The organism is Staphylococcus shinii, assembly GCF_017583065.1.
Lineage (GTDB): Bacteria > Bacillota > Bacilli > Staphylococcales > Staphylococcaceae > Staphylococcus > Staphylococcus shinii.
In genome coordinates this window covers 277,931-298,284 of sequence record NZ_JAGEVL010000007.1, presented here as the reverse complement: position 1 = coordinate 298,284, position 20,354 = coordinate 277,931, and the positions used below count along the sequence as shown (strand labels likewise).

Below are 20,354 nucleotides of genomic sequence, written 5' to 3'. Positions count from 1 at the left end.
CTATGTTTTTAACTTTTAATTTGTATGGGATTCCCATAAGCCAGCGAATTATCCGGTATATCTTTAGATACAACGGCGCCCGCACCTATCTTGACATTATTACCTATCGTAACACCAGGCAAAATAGTAACGTTCGCTCCAATTAATGTATTGTTTCCAATACAGACTGGCCCTGTTTTAAACTCATTCACTAGAAACTCATGCGTCAAAATAGTTGTGTTATATCCAATGACACAATTTTTACCTATTGTAATATATTCTGGATATAGTAAATCTGGAACAACTTTAAACGCAAATGCAGTTTCTGCTCCGATATTCATTTTTAGAAATTTACGATATATCCAATGTTTTAACTTTACTATAGGTAAATATCGACAAATTTCAATAATCACTGTTTGCTTGAAAATTTTAACAAACCTTATATAACGGTACATATGCCACAGTGGATTTCTGACTTGTGACTTTAGTCTTTTTAAATTCCGCATGCTATTTTATCACTTCACTTTGGTATTTGGCCATGATAACGGCCCAACATCTTTATAACGTGGCGAATGATATTTCACCCTTCTAACAATCATTATGATAATACCAACTAAAATTAAGATTATAGACATTAACTGTGCTACACGAATATCGCTTGTTAACATTAAACTATCCGTGCGCATGCCCTCCACGAAAAATCTCCCGATAGAATACCAAATTAAATAAAGGCAGAATGTATCACCAATACGTAGATGTTTTCTTAATAAAATCAATATAACAAAACCTAAGATATCCCATATAGATTCGTATAAAAATGTTGGTTGATAATATTTACCCTCAATGTACATATTATCAATAATAAAATTAGGGATATGTAAATTTTCAAGCACAGATCTTGAAACTGGTCCACCATGGGCTTCATGATTCATGAAATTCCCCCACCTTCCAATACCTTGTCCAAGAATCATACTAGGTGCAATTACATCACCAATTTGAAAAGGGTTAATGTTCTTTTGTTTACAAATAATAATGCCAGTAACAAATCCTCCAATTAAACCACCGTGTATCGCAATACCACCATGCCATATCATTGGTATCTCAATTGGATTTTGTATGTAATAAGGCCATTGAAAAATAACAAAATAGATTCTTGCCACAATAAAGCCTAATATTGCACTCCAAAAAATAATATCAACTAGCGTATCTTGGTCATAACCAATCTTTTTTACACTAGCTTGTGCTATGAAATAGCCTAATAGTATACCAGCCGCAATGATGATGCCGTACCATCGGACTGAAATCGGTCCTAATTCAAATGCAATAGGATCGATATAGTTTAATGTCAACATTACTTATTTCTCCTCACCATTATTACCATTACGTAAAATTTCTGCATTTAAACGATCATTAAATTCTTCAGCGGTATTAATACCCATAATGTTTAGTCTGTAATTCATCGCTGCTACTTCAATGATAACTGCTACGTTACGACCAGGTCTTACCGGTATCGTTTTCTTCGTGATTTCTGTATCTAAGATACGTAAAGTTTCTTCATTTAATCCTACACGGTCATATAATTTCTCTTTATGCCAGTTTTCTAAATGAATATTCAAACGTAATCGTTTTTCTGTAAGAATTGATCCAGCACCAAATAAAGTCATAACATTGATAATGCCCAAACCTCTAATTTCTAGTAAATGTTCTATTAATTTTGGAGCTCTTCCAATTAATTCATCTTTACTAATTTCTCTTATTTCAACATTATCGTCTGCTACAAGTCTATGCCCTCTTTTAATTAATTCTAAAGCTGTTTCACTTTTACCAATACCAGAATCACCAGTTATTAGTACTCCTACACCATACACATCGACAAGCACACCGTGAAGCGACGTCGTTCTAGCTAGTTCATGTTCTAAAAACGTAGTCAAACGGCTCATTAATTGAGTAGTAGCAATTGTAGAAGTAATTAAAGGTGTTTCATGTTCTTTTGCAGCTTCAATCAATTCTTCTGGTGGTTCTAAATCTCTCGTCACAATAATTGCCGGTGTTTCAGGTCGGCATAATTTTCTCATGCGTCCTTTACGTTCTTCATCTGGCAATAAATTATAAAAAGATAATTCTGTAGTACCTAATAATTGAATACGGTCTGAAGCATAGTGAGAGAAATACCCCGCCATTTCCAATCCAGGCCTTGAAATATCAGTGTTTTTAATTTGCTTATTTAGTCCTGCTTCTCCTGCAATCATTTCAAGTTCGAAGCGTTCTACTAAACTTTTTGTAGTTAACATTGGTTCACCTCTATCAATATTTCTCCGACATTTATAGTATATTTATTATCATATCAAAAAGAATAGATAATCCATATTAAAAAGTGTAGGAGATCAATAATTTAATTCATCACTTCTTAATTAATTATAAACGATATCTTCAATTTTTAGTTCGTTCATCTAATAATTATATATTTTTATAGTAAAACCAGAAAAAGAATCCTCACAAACAACACTATTATGTGTTATTTGTGAGGATTCTAATTTTGTACTTTTAATATAGTTCATCAATGTGTACTGAAACATGATTGTTTATTTAACTGTATCTCTCTCTAATACTGGTTTTAAATACCGTCCTGTATAACTTTCTTCAACTTCTGTAATTGCTTCAGGCGTACCAGTAGCAACAAGTGTACCGCCGCCATCGCCACCTTCTGGGCCTAAATCTATGACGTGGTCAGCCATTTTAATTACGTCTAGATTATGTTCTATAATAACTACAGTGTCACCATTTTCGACAAGTGTATTTAACACTTTTAACAGGCGGCTAATATCGTCAACATGCAAACCAGTTGTAGGTTCATCTAATATATAAATTGATCGACCTGTAGATCGTTTATGCAACTCTGAAGCAAGTTTCACACGCTGCGCTTCACCGCCAGATAAAGTAGTCGCAGGTTGGCCTAACGTTACATAGCCTAAACCAACATCTACTAATGTTTTCAATTTACGATGAATTTTGGGTACATTTTCAAAGAAAAACGTAGCTTCTTCAGCTGTCATCGCTAAAATATCAGCAATATTTTTTCCTTTGTATGTTACTTCTAAAGTTTCACGGTTATATCTAGAGCCACCACACACTTCGCAAGGCACATATACATCAGGTAAGAAATGCATCTCTATTTTTATAATACCATCACCTTTACACGCTTCACAACGCCCACCTTTAACGTTGAAACTAAAGCGTCCTTTTGTATAACCTCTAACTTTTGCTTCATTTGTCTGCGCAAAGATATCTCGTATATTATCAAAAACACCTGTATACGTAGCTGGGTTAGACCTTGGTGTCCGGCCAATCGGAGATTGATTGATATCAATTATACGATCTAATTGATCTATACCTTGAATTTCATCATAATCTCCAGGTTTTACTTTAGATTTATTAATGTGTTTTGCTAATGATTTATATAGTATTTCATTCACTAATGTACTTTTACCAGAACCAGAAACCCCTGTGACAACAGTCATTGTTGAAAGTGGGAAATCAACATCTACGTCTTTCAAGTTGTTACTTCTAGCACCTTTCACGCTAATTTTGCGATCTGTAATCTGCCTACGTGCTTCTGGTACTTCAATGCGTTTTTGTCCACTTAAATATTGGCCCGTTAATGATTTCTTATTATTCATTACCTGTTTCGGTGTCCCACTCGCAACGATTTCTCCACCATGTTCACCAGCGCCCGGACCAACATCAACTAAGAAGTCTGCTGCGCGCATTGTATCGTCATCATGTTCAACAACGATTAAGGTATTACCTAAATCACGCATTTCTTTTAACGTATTAATTAAACGGTCATTATCCCTTTGGTGCAAGCCGATAGAAGGTTCATCTAATACATAAAGTACACCTGAAAGTCTCGAACCAATCTGAGTCGCAAGGCGAATACGTTGTGCCTCGCCACCAGATAGCGATCCAGATGCACGATTCAATGTTAAATATTCAAGTCCAACGTTATATAAGAATTCTAATCTTGAATTGATTTCTTTTAAGATTTGATTAGCAATTTTTCTATCTTGTTCAGATAATTCTATATGTTCATAACTATGCAACGCTTCCTTAATGGATTGTTCAACGACATCACCAATATTTTTTCCGGCGATGTAAACAGATAGCGCTTCGCGACTTAAACGTTTACCATGACAAGTTTCACACGGCAATTCAGTCATATATTTACTCATCATTTCTCTTACCAATTCAGATGGAGAATCATGATATCTTCTATTTATATTATTGATTACTCCTTCAAACTCCATTGTACGTTTGCGCGTTTGTCCATTACGTTGTGTGAATGTAAATTCAATTTCTTTACCTTTTGAACCATATAAAATGATATCCTTTTGTCGATCTGTAAGTTTTTTAAAAGGTTTATCCATATTTATTTTAAACACTTCACAAACACGACTTAACAATGTTGGATAATAATCAGAACTAGATGATTCCCAAGCAACAATAGCGCCTTCGTTTAACGTTTTATTAGCATCAGGAACAACTAAATCTAAATCAACAGTAAGTGTTTGACCTAAGCCACCACAGGTTGGACATGCACCAAATGGACTGTTAAAACTAAACATACGTGGTTCTAATTCGCCAATTGAAAATCCACAAATCGGACAAGCATGATTTTCCGAGAATTTTAACTCTTCGCCGTCAATGATATCCACTATAAGACTACCTTCAGAAAGTTGTAATGCTGTTTCGATAGAGTCTGCCAAGCGTGATTCAATGCCTTCTTTAACAACTAAACGGTCGATGACTACTTCGATAGTGTGGTTTTTGTTTTTATCTAATGCAGGCACTTCATTTACATCAGTTATTTCACCATCTACTCTTACACGTACGTAACCTTTTTTACTAATGTCATCAATTAATTTCTCTTGTGCACCTTTTCTATGGGTAATTACTGGCGCAAGAATTTGAATCTTAGAACGCGCCTCTAATTTCATGACTTGATCGACCATCTGCTGTACTGTTTGTGATTCTATTTCAATGCCATGATTAGGACAAAATGGTTTCCCAATGCGTGCATAGAGTAATCTAATATAATCATAAATTTCTGTTACGGTTGCCACAGTAGACCTTGGATTTTTACTCGTTGTTTTTTGATCTATTGAAATAGCTGGTGATAATCCCTCTATCGTGTCTACGTCTGGCTTATCCATTTGGCCTAAAAATTGTCTTGCATATGCACTTAATGATTCCACATACCTACGTTGTCCTTCAGCATATATTGTATCAAATGCTAAAGATGATTTACCTGAACCTGAAAGTCCAGTCATAACTATAAGTTTATCTTTAGGTATTTCTATATCAACATCTTTTAAATTATGGGCACGTGCCCCTTTTACTACAATGGATGGTTGCTTCATTTGTGTCACCCTTCTGCTTTTAATTCAAATAACATATCCCTAAGCTCTGTAGCTTTTTCGAAATCTAAATCTTTCGCTGCTTGCTTCATTTCTTTTTCTATATTTGCAATTGTCTTTTCGCGTTCTTTCTTTGTCATTTTCTTAGGAACTTCCGTTTGTTGTTGATCATTAGTTTCATTGTTATCAACAGTAGCACTAATCACATCATGTATCTTCTTATTAATTGTCATAGGAGTAATGTTATATTTTTCATTATATGCTTCTTGGATAGTGCGACGTCTTTCTGTTTCATCCAACGCATAACGCATAGAGTCAGTAATCTTGTCTCCATACATAATAACTTCACCACGACTATTACGTGCAGCACGTCCAATTGTTTGAACAAGTGATCTTTGTGAACGCAAGAATCCTTCTTTGTCTGCGTCTAATATCACTACAAGAGATACTTCTGGTATATCAATACCCTCTCTTAATAAATTAATTCCGACAATGACATCATATGTGCCCATTCGTAAGTCACGAATAATTTCAATTCGTTCTAGCGTTTTAATTTCTGAATGTAAGTAGTTAACTTTTACGCCTGCTTCTTTCAAATAGGTAGTTAAATCTTCACTCATTTTTTTAGTTAAAGTAGTTACTAGGACACGCTCATTTCGATCAATACGGTCTTGAATTTCCCCAATTAAATCGTCAATTTGATTTTCAGTTGGCCTAACTTCAATCTTAGGATCCAATAAACCTGTTGGTCTGATAATTTGTTGTACCATCTCATCTGTATGTTCTAATTCAAATGGACCTGGTGTAGCAGATACATAGACTAGTTGCTTAGTCTTATCTTCAAACTCTTCAAATTTTAATGGTCTATTATCTAAAGCACTCGGTAAGCGGAACCCATGGTCAACCAATACTTGTTTACGAGCACGGTCGCCGTTATACATACCTCTAATTTGTGGTAACGTAACATGTGACTCATCAATCATTACTAACCAATCATCACCAAAGTAATCTAAAAGCGTATAAGGTGTTGAACCTGTTGGTCGTAAAGTAAGATGAACGGAATAGTTTTCTATTCCTGAACAAAAGCCCATTTCTCTCATCATCTCTAGGTCATAGTTTGTACGCTGTTCTAAACGTTGCGCTTCTAGTAATTTATTTTCAGAACGTAATTCAGTCAAACGTGTTTCTAATTCATTTTCAATTCTTTGGATAGCTAATTTCATTTTTTCTTCACGTGTTACGAAGTGGGAAGCTGGGAAAATGGCAAAGTGGTCTCGTTCTCTTAACACTTCACCAGTTAAGTAGTTCACTTCACGAATGCGATCTATTTCATCACCAAAAAATTCTACTCTAATACACATTTCTTCTCTTGAGGCTGGGAATATTTCTACTACATCACCTCTAACACGGAATGTACCACGTCTAAAATCAATATCATTTCTCGTATATTGCACATCAACTAATTTTTTTAGCAATTCACTTCTATCCATTTCCATGCCGACACGAACACTTACAACTAAATCACGATATTCTTCTGGGTTACCCAAACCGTAAATACAACTTACACTGGCTATGATAATGACATCATCTCTTTCAAATAATGCACTAGTTGCTGAATGTCGTAATTGATCAATTTCATCATTAATAGAGGCATCTTTTTCTATAAAAGTATCTGTTGATGGCACGTAAGCTTCTGGTTGATAATAATCATAATAACTGACAAAATATTCTACTCTATTTTCAGGGAAGAATTCTTTGAATTCGCTATATAATTGACCTGCTAGCGTTTTATTATGTGCAATAATTAATGTAGGTTTACCCACTTGTTTAATAACGTTACTCATTGTAAAAGTTTTACCTGTACCTGTAGCTCCAAGTAACGTTTGATGTCTTTTTCCTTCATTGACACCATTCACAATTTTTTTTATAGCTTCTGGCTGATCCCCTTGGGGCTCAAAATCAGAATGTAGTTTAAACGGATAATGTTCCATATTAACCCATACCTCCTATATCATTTCTAACGCTTAGAACCTATTTCAAATTTCCTTATTAGGTTATATATATTACTTATTTGGCGTAATTTTTTCCGAAGGTGCTCATACTCGTTACATATTTTAACAGATTAACAAACACGAAAGCAAACATTTGTTCGTTTTAGTTAATCTTGTTCTCTATAAATAAAAAACAAACATAGTCAATCTACCATGTTTGCATAAATTAGGATTATAATCATATTCTTGATTATCTCAAGCCATATAATTATAAAGCGCTTATTCAATTATAGCAATTGGGTTGCTCAATACTTACTTTTCATTCGTCTTCTTTTTTGTGCAATTCTAATTGATCAATAATGAGATACCCTGCCAACATAGACACTACATCTATAAAAATAATCCATTCGCTATGGAAGAATCCTTTTTGTACAGACGCACCTATTATAACTAATGTCAGAATTGTGCCTACCCATTTATTTCTCGTTAATACACTAAATAACACAACAAAAATACAAGGAAAAAAAGCCGCAAGCGCATACCAAATCATTCGTTTCACCCGTTTCTATTATTCAAAATAGCCATGGTTGTTTCTCGTAATTCTGATTTTGGAATAAATTTTTCTGTCAACATTTCAGGAATGATATTTTCTATAAAATCTTGTACCGAGCTAAGGTGATCAAATTGCATGATTGTCTCTAATGACATTTCATATATTTCAAAAAATAATTGTTCTGGGTTACGTTTTTGAATTTCTCCAAATGTTTCATATAATAAATCTATTTTATCAGCTACCGAAAGCAATTGACCTTCTAACGAATCATCCTTACCTTCTTGTAGTCTTTCTCTATAGATAGCTTGATATGGTTCTGGAATCTCTTCATTTATAAAATGATCTACCATTTCCTCTTCTACTTGTGAGAATAATTTCTTTAATTCTCCACTAGCATATTTTACAGGTGTTTTAATATCTCCTGTAAATATTTCTGCGAAATCATGATTTAATGCCTTTTCATATAAGCTTTTCCAATCCACTTCATTCCCATGATATTCTTCAACTGTCCCTAAATATTGAGCTATTTTAGTTACTTTGAATGAGTGGGCAGCGACGTTATGCTCGAAATACTTAAATTTACCTGGCAATCTAATTAATTTTTCTAAATCAGATAAGCGTTTAAAATATTGATGTACTCCCATGACATCGCCTCCTAAGTTTATTTAATGTATCATTATACTTATTTTCATAATATCACTCAACAAATAAAATGTCTTACTAATATCCTTGAAAATAAATATTTAATATAATGAGGGAGTGGAACAGCGAAATCACATTACGCTACAATGATTTCATTGTCCCACTCCCTCGTACAGAATCTTCAACTTATTAAAACTTTTTCTATATTCATTCTATCAAATTAATATAGCTATCGATTTCGCTCATTATATTATAAAATAAATTATTAATATATTTGTAGACTGAGGGCTATGGTATTTGTTAGTGAATATAATTATACTGTCCTGTGTTATGTACAGTTCTATAAGATTTTTGGCCTACCCCTTGCCAGTTCATCTCTGACACAAGGATTGACCCATCTGAATTTTTACGTTCCACTACACCTACATGGCCATAGTTGCCTGCAGTGCTTTGAAAAATAGCTCCAACTTCTGGCGTATGGTTTACTTGATAGCCATTTTGGCGAGCTGCTGAAGCCCAATTATTTGCGTTCCCCCATAAATTACCTACAGACTTTCCTAGTTGCTGTCGTCTATCGAAAGCGTAATATGTGCACTGTCCCCAAGTATAATAGTTATTACCATTTGAAGCTTGTTGCACTGGACTATACTGTCCTGTAGATTCCGCATTTTGATTGGCATACGTATATTGGTTGTCTACCCCTGTGTCTTGTGAGTTAACATATGACCATGCTTGTGGTGCAACAGATGATACACTTGATGAAGTTGCAATATGATTTGGTATTGATTGTTCATAAGTAGTTGCATTGTAATTATCATTTTGCTCACCAACATGTTCACTAAATATTTGCTGTAATTGATTGTTTAAATGTGCTGAACCTTTCTCAGAGACTGCTATAAGTTGACCTGGATAAATCATTTCTCTTAAATTTGGATTTAACTGGACAATTTGATCAACTGTAAGTTGATGTGCTGTTGCGATACTTTGAATTGAATCACCAGCTTTTACTTCTACAATATCATCATCTGGAAGTACTAATCTTTCTCCTGCTTGCACATATTCTCTTTTATCTATTTGGTTTAAGCTTTGAATTTCATTAGTTGATGTTGCAAATGCTTGAGCTATATCTGTTAATTTAGCATTTTCTTTCACTGTATGGATTTGGTCTGCAGATGCTACACCATTTATTCCAAAAAACATTGCTGCCGTAGTTATAGAAAATGTTAACCCTTTCTTCATTAAGTATTTCATCCTTTACTGTCTTAATTTTAATCAACAATAATATAGCACATAACCCCTAGACATTTGCGATTGTTATTATACTGTAATACAACAGTCAATTTTGAATTTAAATGAGTAAATTTATTTCATTGAAAAATAGCTCAGCACCTTGACATCACTGTATTTAAAGAAACAATATCATTTCACCACTACTAGACTATGTAATATTTAAAAATGTATTTTGCATCCAATAATTTATATTTTAAAATCATAAAAAATATGCAATTATATATTTATCCTCTTTTTAAATGTATAACTACCTCTCTCTTTATGTTTAGTTCACATGTCATTCATTTGCTATCTGCTATAAAATTCCAAAAAATAAAGGAACGAGATATCAATCAATATTTTACAATTGATTACTACCTCATCCCTTATATACTACCAAATTTCAGATTGCTATTTTATTTCGTGTAATTTAGTTTCATTTGTGATTATTTTTCACTATGATCCATCTGGCTACGTAAATATGCTTCTATAAATGAATTAATATCTCCATCCATTACCGCATCAACTTTCCCAGTTTCTGCATTAGTACGATGGTCTTTAACCATAGCATATGGATGGAATACATAAGATCTGATTTGACTACCCCAGCCTATGTCTTTTTGTTCTCCTCGAATTTCTGCCATTTCTTGTTCTTGTTCTTCAATTTTCAATTGATATAACTTAGATTTCAAAGTCTTCATAGCCGCTTCTCTGTTTTTAATTTGAGAACGTTCATTTTGGTTATTTACAACGATACCAGTTGGATGGTGTGTAATTCGGATGGCTGATTCAGTTTTATTAATGTGCTGCCCGCCTGCACCTGATGCTCTAAAAGTATCAATTGTAATGTCATCTTGATTAACTTCAATTTCTATCTCAGTATTATTAAATTGTGGGATTACGTCACATGATGCAAATGATGTGTGTCTACGTCCTGAAGAATCAAATGGAGAAATTCGAACAAGACGATGCACACCCTTTTCAGCTTTCAAATAACCATAAGCATTATGACCTTTTACAATTATAGTCACGCTTTTAACTCCAGCTTCGTCACCAGGTAAGTAGTCAGCAATTTCTACTTTAAAGCCTTTTTGCTCACAGTAACGTTGATACATTCTCAAGAGCATGTTAGTCCAATCTTGCGACTCAGTACCACCTGCACCAGGATGTAACTCCATAATAGCGTCGTTTGTATCATAAGGGCCATCTAGCAACAATTGTAATTCAAAGTTGTCTAACTCATTTTCAAATGAATAGACTTCTTGTTCTAATTCTTGCTTCAATGTGTCATCATTTTCTTCTAATAACAATGCTCTTGTAGTGTCCATATCTTCCAGAGTTGATTCGAGAGACCTATAAGCATTAACAATTGATTTTAAAGCATTATTCTTATCAATCACCTTTTGTGCTTTATCTTGGTCATCCCAAAATGTAGGATCTGTCATCATCTCTTCAAATTCTTTAATATTCGTCTCTTTTTCCTCTAAGTCAAAGAGACCCCCTAAGTTGTTCTAATCTTTCTCTATAAGCATCAATATTACGCTTAATTTCTGATAATTCCATTTTGCATCTCTCCTATTATCATTTAAATGAAATACTTACACTTACTTATTAATCTCATTTATTTTATCCAACGTCACTATTCTACAGAACTTCGACTTAACATTTCAACTTTACATTGAATCTTCTCTATATTCAGCATATTGTTTTAAGACAAAAAATTAAACCGGAAGTTAATGATATGACTATCAATGCTCCCGGTTTAATTTATAATCACATGTGTTACGCACCGTGACAGTTTTTATATTTCTTACCGCTACCACAAGGACAAGGGTCATTTCTACCAATATGTTCGTCTTTAACATATGGAGATGATTTAACTTTTTCTTTACCATCTTCTGCAGAAACATGCTCAGCTTTACCAAAGTCTGTAGCTTTATCTCTTTCCACATCATCTTCAACTGAAACGACTGATTTAAGAATATATTTACTTACATCTTCTTCAATATTTTGCATCATTGTATCAAACAATTGATGGCCTTCATTTTGATAATCACGCAACGGATTTTGTTGACCATAAGAACGTAAATGTATACCTTGTCTAAGTTGATCCATTGTATCAATATGATCAGTCCAATGTGTATCAATAGAACGTAGTAAAATCATACGTTCAAATTCGTCAAATTGTGTACCAATCTTTTCTTTTTGATCTTTTAATGCTACCTCAACTTTATTCCAAACGATTTCAATGATATCCTCTTTATCTTTACCTTTAATGTCTTCAACTTTTAAGTCGCCTTCATTTAAAAATACATCATCGATATAATTAATGAATGGTTCATAATCTGGTTCATCTACTTCTTCATTCACATGGTAGTGAACGCCTCTTTCTAATGTTGAATATAGCATTTGATCTACTAAATCACCACTTGTATCACTATCAATAATATTATTACGTTCGTTATAAATAATTTCACGTTGCTTACGTAATACATCATCATATTCAAGCACGCGTTTACGCGCATCGAAGTTATTACCCTCAACACGTTTCTGTGCAGATTCCACTGCACGTGAAACCATTTTAGATTCGATGGGTGTAGAGTCATCCATGCCTAAGCGGTTCATCATATTTTGTAAACGCTCTGAACCGAAACGGACCATCAATTCATCTTGAAGTGATAAATAGAAACGGCTATCACCTTTGTCACCTTGACGACCAGAACGGCCACGTAATTGGTCATCGATACGACGAGATTCATGTCTTTCCGTACCAATAACTGCAAGTCCGCCAATTTCTTCAACGCCTTCACCTAGTTTAATATCCGTACCACGGCCTGCCATATTTGTAGCAATTGTAACAGCACCACGTTGTCCAGCGTTGGCAACAATATCTGCTTCACGTTCATGATTTTTAGCATTTAATACGTCGTGACGTACGCCGTTTTTCTTCAATAAGTTAGAGATGTACTCACTGGTTTCAACAGCGACAGTACCTAAAAGTACAGGTTGTCCTTGTTTATGTTTTTCAATTACATCTGCGACTACTGCATCAAACTTACCTTTTTGACTGATGTATATCAAATCTGGTTTGTCTATACGTTGTACCGGTTTATTCGTTGGAATTTGAGTTACAGTCATGTTATAAATATTTCTAAACTCTTCTTCTTCCGTTTTTGCAGTACCCGTCATACCTGATAATTTATTGTACATTCTGAAATAGTTTTGGAATGTAATAGATGCCATTGTCTTAGATTCATTTTGAATTTTCACGCCTTCTTTGGCTTCAATAGCTTGGTGTAACCCTTCAGAGAAACGACGGCCTGGCATTGTACGACCTGTAAATTGATCGACAATAAGTACCTCACCACCATTGACCATGTAATCTACATCTCGTTGTAATGTTACGTGTGCGCGTAGGGCAGTATTAATATGACTAATAATATCAACATTTTTCACATCATATAGGTTATCGATTTTAAACATACGTTCAGCTTTGTCGATACCTTGTTCTGTTAATTGAACTGCTTTTGTTTTCTCATCGAAATTATAGTCATCTTCACTTTTTAGCATTTTTGCGAACACATTTGCTTGAGTATACAGAGAAGTAGATTTCTCTGCTTCACCCGAAATTATTAATGGTGTACGTGCTTCATCGATTAAAATAGAATCAACTTCATCAATAATAGCAAAGTTTAATGGTCTCATAACTCGCTCTTCTGCATAATTCACCATATTATCACGTAAGTAGTCAAAACCTAGCTCATTGTTTGTACTATACGTAATGTCACATGCGTAGGCTTCTCTCTTTTCATTTGTTGTCTTACTATTTAAATTTAACCCAACAGATAATCCAAGAAACTCATATAATTCAGCCATTTCTTGACTTTGAACACTAGATAAGTATTCATTGACTGTAATAACGTGGACGCCACGCCCTGTTAAAGCATTTAGATATACTGGCATCGTTGCTGTTAATGTTTTACCTTCACCAGTTCTCATCTCAGAAATATCGCCACCATGAATTGCGATACCGCCCATAACTTGAACTTTATATGGACTCATATTGAATACACGCTTTGCACCTTCTCTTACGATTGCAAAAGCTTCTGGTAGAATATCTTCTAGTATTTTATTTTGTTTTTTTATATCTTCTTCAGCTTGTAATTGTTCTTGAAATGCTTTTGTTTTTCCTTTAATCTCTTCATCAGTTAATATCGACATATCCTCTTCTAATGCAAGGACTTTGTCGGCTAATTTACCAAGGCGTTTTATTTCTTTTTTATTGCCATCTGCAATTTTTGATAAAAAACCCATTTTGTTCGCTCCTTTAGCTTAATAACTCTTAGCTTACAACAACTTATATTATCATTAATAAGCTTAAATTTACACTTATTGACTTCAATATATTTATTAATTCTGACATCAAACATAAACTTTGGTTATTTTTAATTCGTCTTTGAAACTTTACTCACTAAAAATATACACAAATACATGTATAACTTTCAAATTATTTCATAGTAACATAGCAAAAAATGAGCGTCCACGATTTAACTTAATCATGAACGCTACTATTATTTAATATGAAACTAAATTAAAATGTTATTCAGTTGTTTCAATTAGCCCATATTTACCATCTTTTCTCTTGTATACAATGCTTGTTCCATCTGTTTCTCGATCTGTAAAAATAAAGAAATCATGCCCTAATAAATCCATTTGCAATACCGCTTCTTCTGAATCCATTGGTTTCAAACTGAAATTTTTAGCACGAATGATTTCGATTTCGTTTTCAGAATCATCATTTTGAGTTTCTACTACTTCATTTTCTTCTGGTAGTGAGGCAAACGCTTCTTGCTCACCACGATTTCTATTTCTACGATTTACACGTGTTTTGTATTTTCTAACTTGTCTTTCAAGTTTGTTATTAATTAGGTCAACGCCCGCATACAAATCATCGTTACGTTCTTCAGCTCGTAATGTAACATTTTTCAATGGAATAGTTACTTCTATTTTAGTAGCTGAGTTATGATACGTTTTTACTTTAACATGTGCAGTGGCATTTGGCACATCATTAAAATAACGTTCAAGTTTACCAATTTTCTCCTCAATATAGTTGCGAATCGCATCAGTAATAGTGAGGTTCTCCCCGTGAATTTCAAATCTGATCATAATAATCGACTCCTTTAAAACCTCTATATTGGTAATATTGCTTACTCTTATAATACCACTTTTATGTTATCGTGCAAACGTAAACACATCGAATTTTCTGATTTTTCTAATAAGTAGGGTCGCTAACGCCTTGTGAACCGTTAACCCTGTAGTATATATATCATCTACAAGTAATATATTCTTATTTTCCAAATCTATATTTTGCGCAACTTCAAACGGGTTAATTAGCTCGGCACGATGCAATTTTCCTAATGATGATTGTTTCGGCCTTACTTTTGCAATTAATAAAGATTCGTATGGTACATTCATTTGATCTAATACACACGTCACAGGGTTAAATGTACGTGTTTGATCTTTTTCTATCGACGAAGGTATAGGTACAATATAATCGTAACGCACTTTAGGCAGCCGCATTTGGGCAGCTAACACTTCGCTAAGCGCCACATCTTTCATAAATTTATATTGGTGTATTAACTGCTTTACAATTCCTTCGTATTGATAGTCACAATAAAGTTGATGCATTAGTTTGAATTGTGTAATCAAAAATTTACAGTCTAAACAATCTCTTTCGTTTACAGCTAATTGTTTCAAACATCGTGAGCACCGATTTTCTGGTAAAAGTTTAACATTTTGCCACTGTTCTAAGCATCTTTCACAAAATTTTGTTGCTTTTCTATAAAAAGTCTTAGCATTAAAGTCTTCAATATATGTTGCCTGGCACTGTATGCATTTAGTCATCTATCCACCCCTTTTTACGAGCTATTTGATTCATACGCCTAATGTTTTTACGTGCTTTTATCATTTTAAATGTGACGCCTTCATGTAGAAATAAAACAAGTCCACTTGGATCTTCTCGCTTGCGTCCAACCCTTCCTGCAATTTGAATTAATGCATTGGTTGAAAAGTGATGACTATTGCAGACTATGACGTCCAAGTTAGCCATCGTAAAACCACGTTCTAAGATTGTTGTTGTAAAAACAATTCGATACTTTCCAGCTCGTAAGTCCTTTACTTTTTCAAAACGGTATACATCATCACTATGAATATAAGTTATTGACGTGAATTTGTTTTTGTATTGCTTATATGTTTCTTTCATTAGTTGAATATTATTAAAAAATACAAGAGTATAGCGTTGATTAGCAATCTGCTTTCTTAAAATATTTAATAGTTTTATTTGAATTTTGTGTGGTTTTAAGTTGAAGTTTTTAAATTGAGGTATCGGGAGTGAATGTCTATGAAAACGTGCTGGTAAGATAATCATATCTGTACATTTCATTTGTTGGAGTAGTTTTTTCGGCGGTGTAGCAGTCATATAAACGTGGGAACACTGTTTTTTTGACGCGTGTTTAACTGCTTCAAATAAAGAAGGATCTATGTCTAAGGGGAAAGCATCTACTTCATCAACAATAATTAAATTAAAATGTCTTTTAAAACGATACAACTGATGTACAGTTGCTATGACGAAATGACCGTTATATTTTTGGGTTTGCCCTTGGTATAAAACATCAATATCTTCTTGCTGAAAGCTATCTGCAATTCTCATGCTCACCTCAATTACAACATCCACTCTAGGAGAAACAATGGCAATATTATACCCTTTACTACGCGCATATTGGATAGCTTCAAATATCATTTCTGTTTTTCCTGCACCTGTAACGGCATATAATATCTTTGACTGAAACGCTTTTATAGCCGCTAAAATTTTATTGGATGCATAACTTTGTTGTTCCGAAAGGTCAAATGGTAATTGAAATGCGCCTTGCGAAACGTGGCTTTGCGATGCGGTAATAAAAACTGAATGTACATTATCCATTCTTCCTAAATTAATACAATTTCGACAATAAACAATGTATTTATTCAAAACTGCTGAAAAGTATTTATAGTAATGGCTTGGTTGGTTAGTGTGACACTGTATACAATGCCATTTGTTATTTTTTATAATTACACCTTTTGATACACGGCTGATCTTTTCATTGGTTAAAAGTGATTTATCTATAATTAATCTCCCATAATATTTTATCGTCCTTTACCTCCAAATAAAGACATGTGGCAACGAAACCTGACATGTCTTTATTGTAAAAATATTATTTTGTACGGATGGTGCGCCCAACATAACCTAACCCAATTCCCCCAGAGCCTAAATGCGCTGCGATTACAGGTCCAAAACTTGAACGATAAACTGGGTATTGCGCATAATTTTCTTCTAACTCGTTTTGAATCCAATCTGAGTCTTCCGCAATATCACCTTCAATAACAAATAGTGTGACTTCTTCAAACTCTTTTACTTCTGCAATGACTTTATCAATCATTTTACGCAAAGCACGTTTTTTTGTTCTCACTTTCTCATCAGGTACTATTTTACCATCATCAAATTTTAATACTGGTTTCATTTTTAACATTGTACCAATCCATGCTTGTGCACCAGTTATTCTACCGCTTTTTTGTAGATTTTTTAAGTCATCTACCATTAAGACTGCGCCAGTATCTTCACGCATGGCATATAGCTCTTCAATGATTGCTTGCGGCTCAAAGTTTTGTTCAATCATTTCAATCGCTTTGAGTACATATGCGCCTTCAACCATTGCCGCTAATTTTGAATCAAACGTATGGACATTAATGTCTTCAACCATTTCTCCAGCTTGAGTAGCTGTTTGATAACAACCACTAATGCCTCCAGATAAAAACACACAGATGACATCTGTATAACCTTCTTCACTTAGTTGTTCGAACTTATCCAAAAAATCACCGATCGCAGGTTGGCTAGTTGTTGGAATTGTATTCGAGGTCTTCATGCGTTTATAAAATTCATCTGTAGATATTGTTGCATTCTCAACAAAATTTTCACCAGAATCAAAAGTGACACTCAATGGAGCCACTTTTATATTATATTTGTCAATTAACGTTTGAGATAGATAACTCGTTGAATCTGTCAAGACAGCGATTTTCATCATAATCCTCCTCAATTATACTCACAACTATAATACCTTACTTTTGCTTAAAAGAAAATTCATTTTAACATTTAATCTATAATTCAATACAGTGTATAATATTAGTTAATAACTGATTCACTGAAAGTAACTAAACGTATAATACATAATTGAGGTGACTATAAATGGATGACATAATCAAAACAATCAAACAAGAACATAAGATTGAAAATATAATCAGTAAGTCGCGTTTTATAGCGCATATTAAACCTGTTGAATCAGAAGAAGAAGCAAAAGCGTTTATAGCAGCTGTCAAAGCAGAACATAAAGAAGCTAATCATAACTGTTCAGCATATACAATTGGTGACCAAATGAATATTCAAAAAGCAAATGATGACGGTGAACCAAGTGGTACAGCCGGCGTGCCGATGTTAGATATTCTTAAAAAGCTTGAGATCCATAATGCATGCGTGGTAGTTACACGTTATTTCGGAGGTATTAAATTAGGCGGTGGCGGTTTAATACGCGCCTATAGTGGTGCTGTGAGAGACGTTATATTTGATATAGGACGTGTTGCTTTACGTTCTGCTATACCTACCACTGTAACTATAGGTTATGATTTAACTGGTAAATTTGAATATGAATTAGAAAGTACACCTTTCTTATTGCGAGACCAAAACTACACGGATAAAGTAAGTTACCAAATTGATGTTGTTAATTCCGATTATGATACCTTTCTAGAATTTTTAAATCGCACTACCTCAGGTAATTATACTTTAATTGAAGGTGAAACAGTTCGTCTCCCTTTCGATATTCCTACAAATTAATTTTTTGTGATGCTAAATTAACATCCAATTAATATAAATACACAACACATTTTAAACAAAAAATACACCTCCTATAATCAGGAGGTGCATTTCTATTGCTATGAGCAATATTTTATATGTTATTTGTGATAATCATCATGCTGTTCTTTATTTTCAATTAATTTTAATAATGGTCGATACTCGTCATCAATGAGTCCTGTAAATTCAACGATAAGTTCAATCGTGATTAAAATCAAAATAAACATCATGAGTACGCCCCACGGTTGAGATAGGTATAATATAATACTAGCAAGACTAAATAAGATTGCTATAGAATATATCAATAGTACAGTTTGACGATGTGAATAACCGAGTTCTAAAAATTTATGATGGAGATGCGATTTATCAGCTTGCATAATATGCTGACCTTTCTTCACACGACGAATCATAGCAAAGAGCGTATCAATAAATGGTACAGCTAAAATAACAATCGGGAAGAATAATGATACAAAGGTAATATTTTTAAACCCAAGCAGTGATAAGAAACCTACAATAAAACCAACAAGCAAAGCACCACTATCGCCTAAAAAGATTTTTGCTGGATGGAAATTAAAGAATAAGAATCCTAGAAGCGCTCCAATTAAAACACTACAAATCATCATAATAAATATATTTGCTTGTAAGATAGCTATAAAACCTATTGTCATTAATGCAATCATTGAGACACCAGATGCTAAGCCATCTAGTCCATCGATTAAATTAATTGCATTAGTAATTGCTACAATCCAAACAACTGTAATCGGTATCCCAAGAATACCAAAATGAATCGTAGGTCCAATAGGTAAAGAAATAAAATCAATAGTCACACCATAATAAACAACAACAAGTGCTGCAATTACCTGACCTAATAATTTAATTATCGGCTTCAAATCATAAATATCATCTATGAGTCCAACCAAGTAGATTAACACTGACCCAATAACCAGAGGTTTAACTTCCGTTTCTATAGGATGTCCAAGCCATATCCCTACCAAGAATGATATGAGTATTACAGTTCCACCAAGTACGGATATAGGTTTAGTATGTACCTTTCTAAAATTCGGTTGATCTACAATCCCTAATTTATGTGAAACCTTTATAACTATTGGTGTAAGTATCAAACTGACAATCATTGAAAAAATGATTAATAATAATGTGTACATCAGTTCACCTTCATTAATATAATTCTGTTTTATTTTTTATTTCAAAATCCTAAGTTGAAAATAATTATTCAAATTAATTGTAAGCTAATCATTATCTATTTTATCGACTCATGCAAATTTAAATTTAAAAATTTAATTACAGTCGTTATATAGTATGATATATTACATAATTCTATAATACCCTATACACTTTTACTTATACAACTTGAAATGCGATAATTGATAAGTCGCAGGATTATTTCTTAAGTATTTAAATTTCAAGAGTGAATCATTGTATATTCACTCAAAAAATAATTTTAACACGAATATTAAGTGAATGTTATAAATTTCTATTTTCATAAAGATGACAAATTGTAAGTTTTCACTTACAATAACTAAATGTTTATTAAAGAGGAGTGTAAAGTT

16 protein-coding genes are annotated in these 20,354 nt (G+C 33.5%); 1 reads left to right on the top strand and 15 read right to left on the bottom strand.

The window, feature by feature from the left end:
• Positions 1 to 8 precede the first annotated feature (8 nt).
• The 14 genes from J5E45_RS11065 to fakB1 all read right to left on the bottom strand — a co-directional run bounded on the left by J5E45_RS11065 (position 9) and on the right by fakB1 (position 17,962).
• Complete coding sequence (locus tag J5E45_RS11065; protein WP_039068631.1) at positions 9 to 485, bottom strand: acyltransferase; 477 nt, start codon at positions 483 to 485, stop codon at positions 9 to 11.
• A 9-nt stretch (positions 486 to 494) separates the two neighbouring features.
• Positions 495 to 1,331, bottom strand: coding sequence for a prolipoprotein diacylglyceryl transferase (lgt, locus tag J5E45_RS11060; protein ID WP_039068629.1), 837 nt, complete (start codon positions 1,329 to 1,331; stop codon positions 495 to 497).
• Positions 1,332 to 1,334: 3 nt separating this feature from the next.
• On the bottom strand, positions 1,335 to 2,270 hold the full coding sequence (gene hprK / locus J5E45_RS11055) for an HPr(Ser) kinase/phosphatase (RefSeq protein ID WP_039068628.1): 936 nt from the start codon (positions 2,268 to 2,270) through the stop codon (positions 1,335 to 1,337).
• A 291-nt stretch (positions 2,271 to 2,561) separates the two neighbouring features.
• The gene (uvrA, locus tag J5E45_RS11050) at positions 2,562 to 5,396 is read right to left on the bottom strand and encodes an excinuclease ABC subunit UvrA (protein ID WP_208182204.1); all 2,835 of its coding nucleotides are present in this window, start codon (positions 5,394 to 5,396) and stop codon (positions 2,562 to 2,564) included.
• 5 nt (positions 5,397 to 5,401) lie between these two features.
• The gene (gene uvrB / locus J5E45_RS11045) at positions 5,402 to 7,384 is read right to left on the bottom strand and encodes an excinuclease ABC subunit UvrB (protein WP_039068626.1); all 1,983 of its coding nucleotides are present in this window, start codon (positions 7,382 to 7,384) and stop codon (positions 5,402 to 5,404) included.
• Positions 7,385 to 7,703: 319 nt separating this feature from the next.
• Positions 7,704 to 7,934, bottom strand: a complete 231-nt coding sequence (locus J5E45_RS11040) for a CsbA family protein (protein ID WP_101050353.1) — start codon at positions 7,932 to 7,934, stop codon at positions 7,704 to 7,706.
• Between the two features lie 5 nt (positions 7,935 to 7,939).
• Positions 7,940 to 8,581, bottom strand: coding sequence for a YfbR-like 5'-deoxynucleotidase (locus J5E45_RS11035; RefSeq protein ID WP_029377670.1), 642 nt, complete (start codon positions 8,579 to 8,581; stop codon positions 7,940 to 7,942).
• A gap of 298 nt (positions 8,582 to 8,879) precedes the next feature.
• A complete protein-coding gene (locus J5E45_RS11030; protein WP_039068624.1) occupies positions 8,880 to 9,818 on the bottom strand; it encodes a CHAP domain-containing protein in 939 nt (312 codons plus the stop codon).
• 476 nt (positions 9,819 to 10,294) lie between these two features.
• Positions 10,295 to 11,411, bottom strand: a protein-coding gene (gene prfB / locus J5E45_RS11025) for a peptide chain release factor 2 (protein WP_107548593.1) whose coding sequence is annotated in 2 segments (ribosomal slippage) — positions 10,295 to 11,338 and positions 11,340 to 11,411 — 1,116 coding nt in all. Because the reading frame shifts where the segments join, the coding sequence is not laid out codon by codon here.
• A gap of 219 nt (positions 11,412 to 11,630) precedes the next feature.
• Positions 11,631 to 14,162 carry a preprotein translocase subunit SecA gene (gene secA / locus J5E45_RS11020; protein ID WP_069792701.1) on the bottom strand — a complete coding sequence of 844 codons (2,532 nt, stop codon included), beginning with the start codon at positions 14,160 to 14,162 and terminating at the stop codon, positions 11,631 to 11,633.
• A gap of 285 nt (positions 14,163 to 14,447) precedes the next feature.
• A complete protein-coding gene (hpf, locus tag J5E45_RS11015) occupies positions 14,448 to 15,014 on the bottom strand; it encodes a ribosome hibernation-promoting factor, HPF/YfiA family (RefSeq protein WP_039069827.1) in 567 nt (188 codons plus the stop codon).
• 66 nt (positions 15,015 to 15,080) lie between these two features.
• Positions 15,081 to 15,752 carry a ComF family protein gene (locus J5E45_RS11010; RefSeq protein ID WP_069792702.1) on the bottom strand — a complete coding sequence of 224 codons (672 nt, stop codon included), beginning with the start codon at positions 15,750 to 15,752 and terminating at the stop codon, positions 15,081 to 15,083.
• On the bottom strand, positions 15,745 to 16,827 hold the full coding sequence (locus J5E45_RS11005; protein WP_237282879.1) for a DEAD/DEAH box helicase family protein: 1,083 nt from the start codon (positions 16,825 to 16,827) through the stop codon (positions 15,745 to 15,747). Before J5E45_RS11005 ends, J5E45_RS11010 begins: the two co-directional genes overlap by 8 nt.
• Before the next feature lie 271 nt (positions 16,828 to 17,098).
• On the bottom strand, positions 17,099 to 17,962 hold the full coding sequence (fakB1, locus tag J5E45_RS11000) for a fatty acid kinase binding subunit FakB1 (protein ID WP_039069822.1): 864 nt from the start codon (positions 17,960 to 17,962) through the stop codon (positions 17,099 to 17,101).
• Positions 17,963 to 18,126: 164 nt separating this feature from the next.
• On the opposite strand from fakB1, the gene J5E45_RS10995 reads away from it, so the two are divergent.
• Positions 18,127 to 18,768 (top strand): YigZ family protein, encoded by a 642-nt coding sequence (locus J5E45_RS10995; RefSeq protein ID WP_039069820.1) that lies wholly within the window; start codon positions 18,127 to 18,129, stop codon positions 18,766 to 18,768.
• Between the two features lie 119 nt (positions 18,769 to 18,887).
• On the opposite strand, the gene J5E45_RS10990 is transcribed toward J5E45_RS10995, so the two are convergent.
• Positions 18,888 to 19,949 (bottom strand): glycosyltransferase family 4 protein, encoded by a 1,062-nt coding sequence (locus tag J5E45_RS10990; protein WP_039069818.1) that lies wholly within the window; start codon positions 19,947 to 19,949, stop codon positions 18,888 to 18,890.
• Positions 19,950 to 20,354 lie beyond the last annotated feature (405 nt).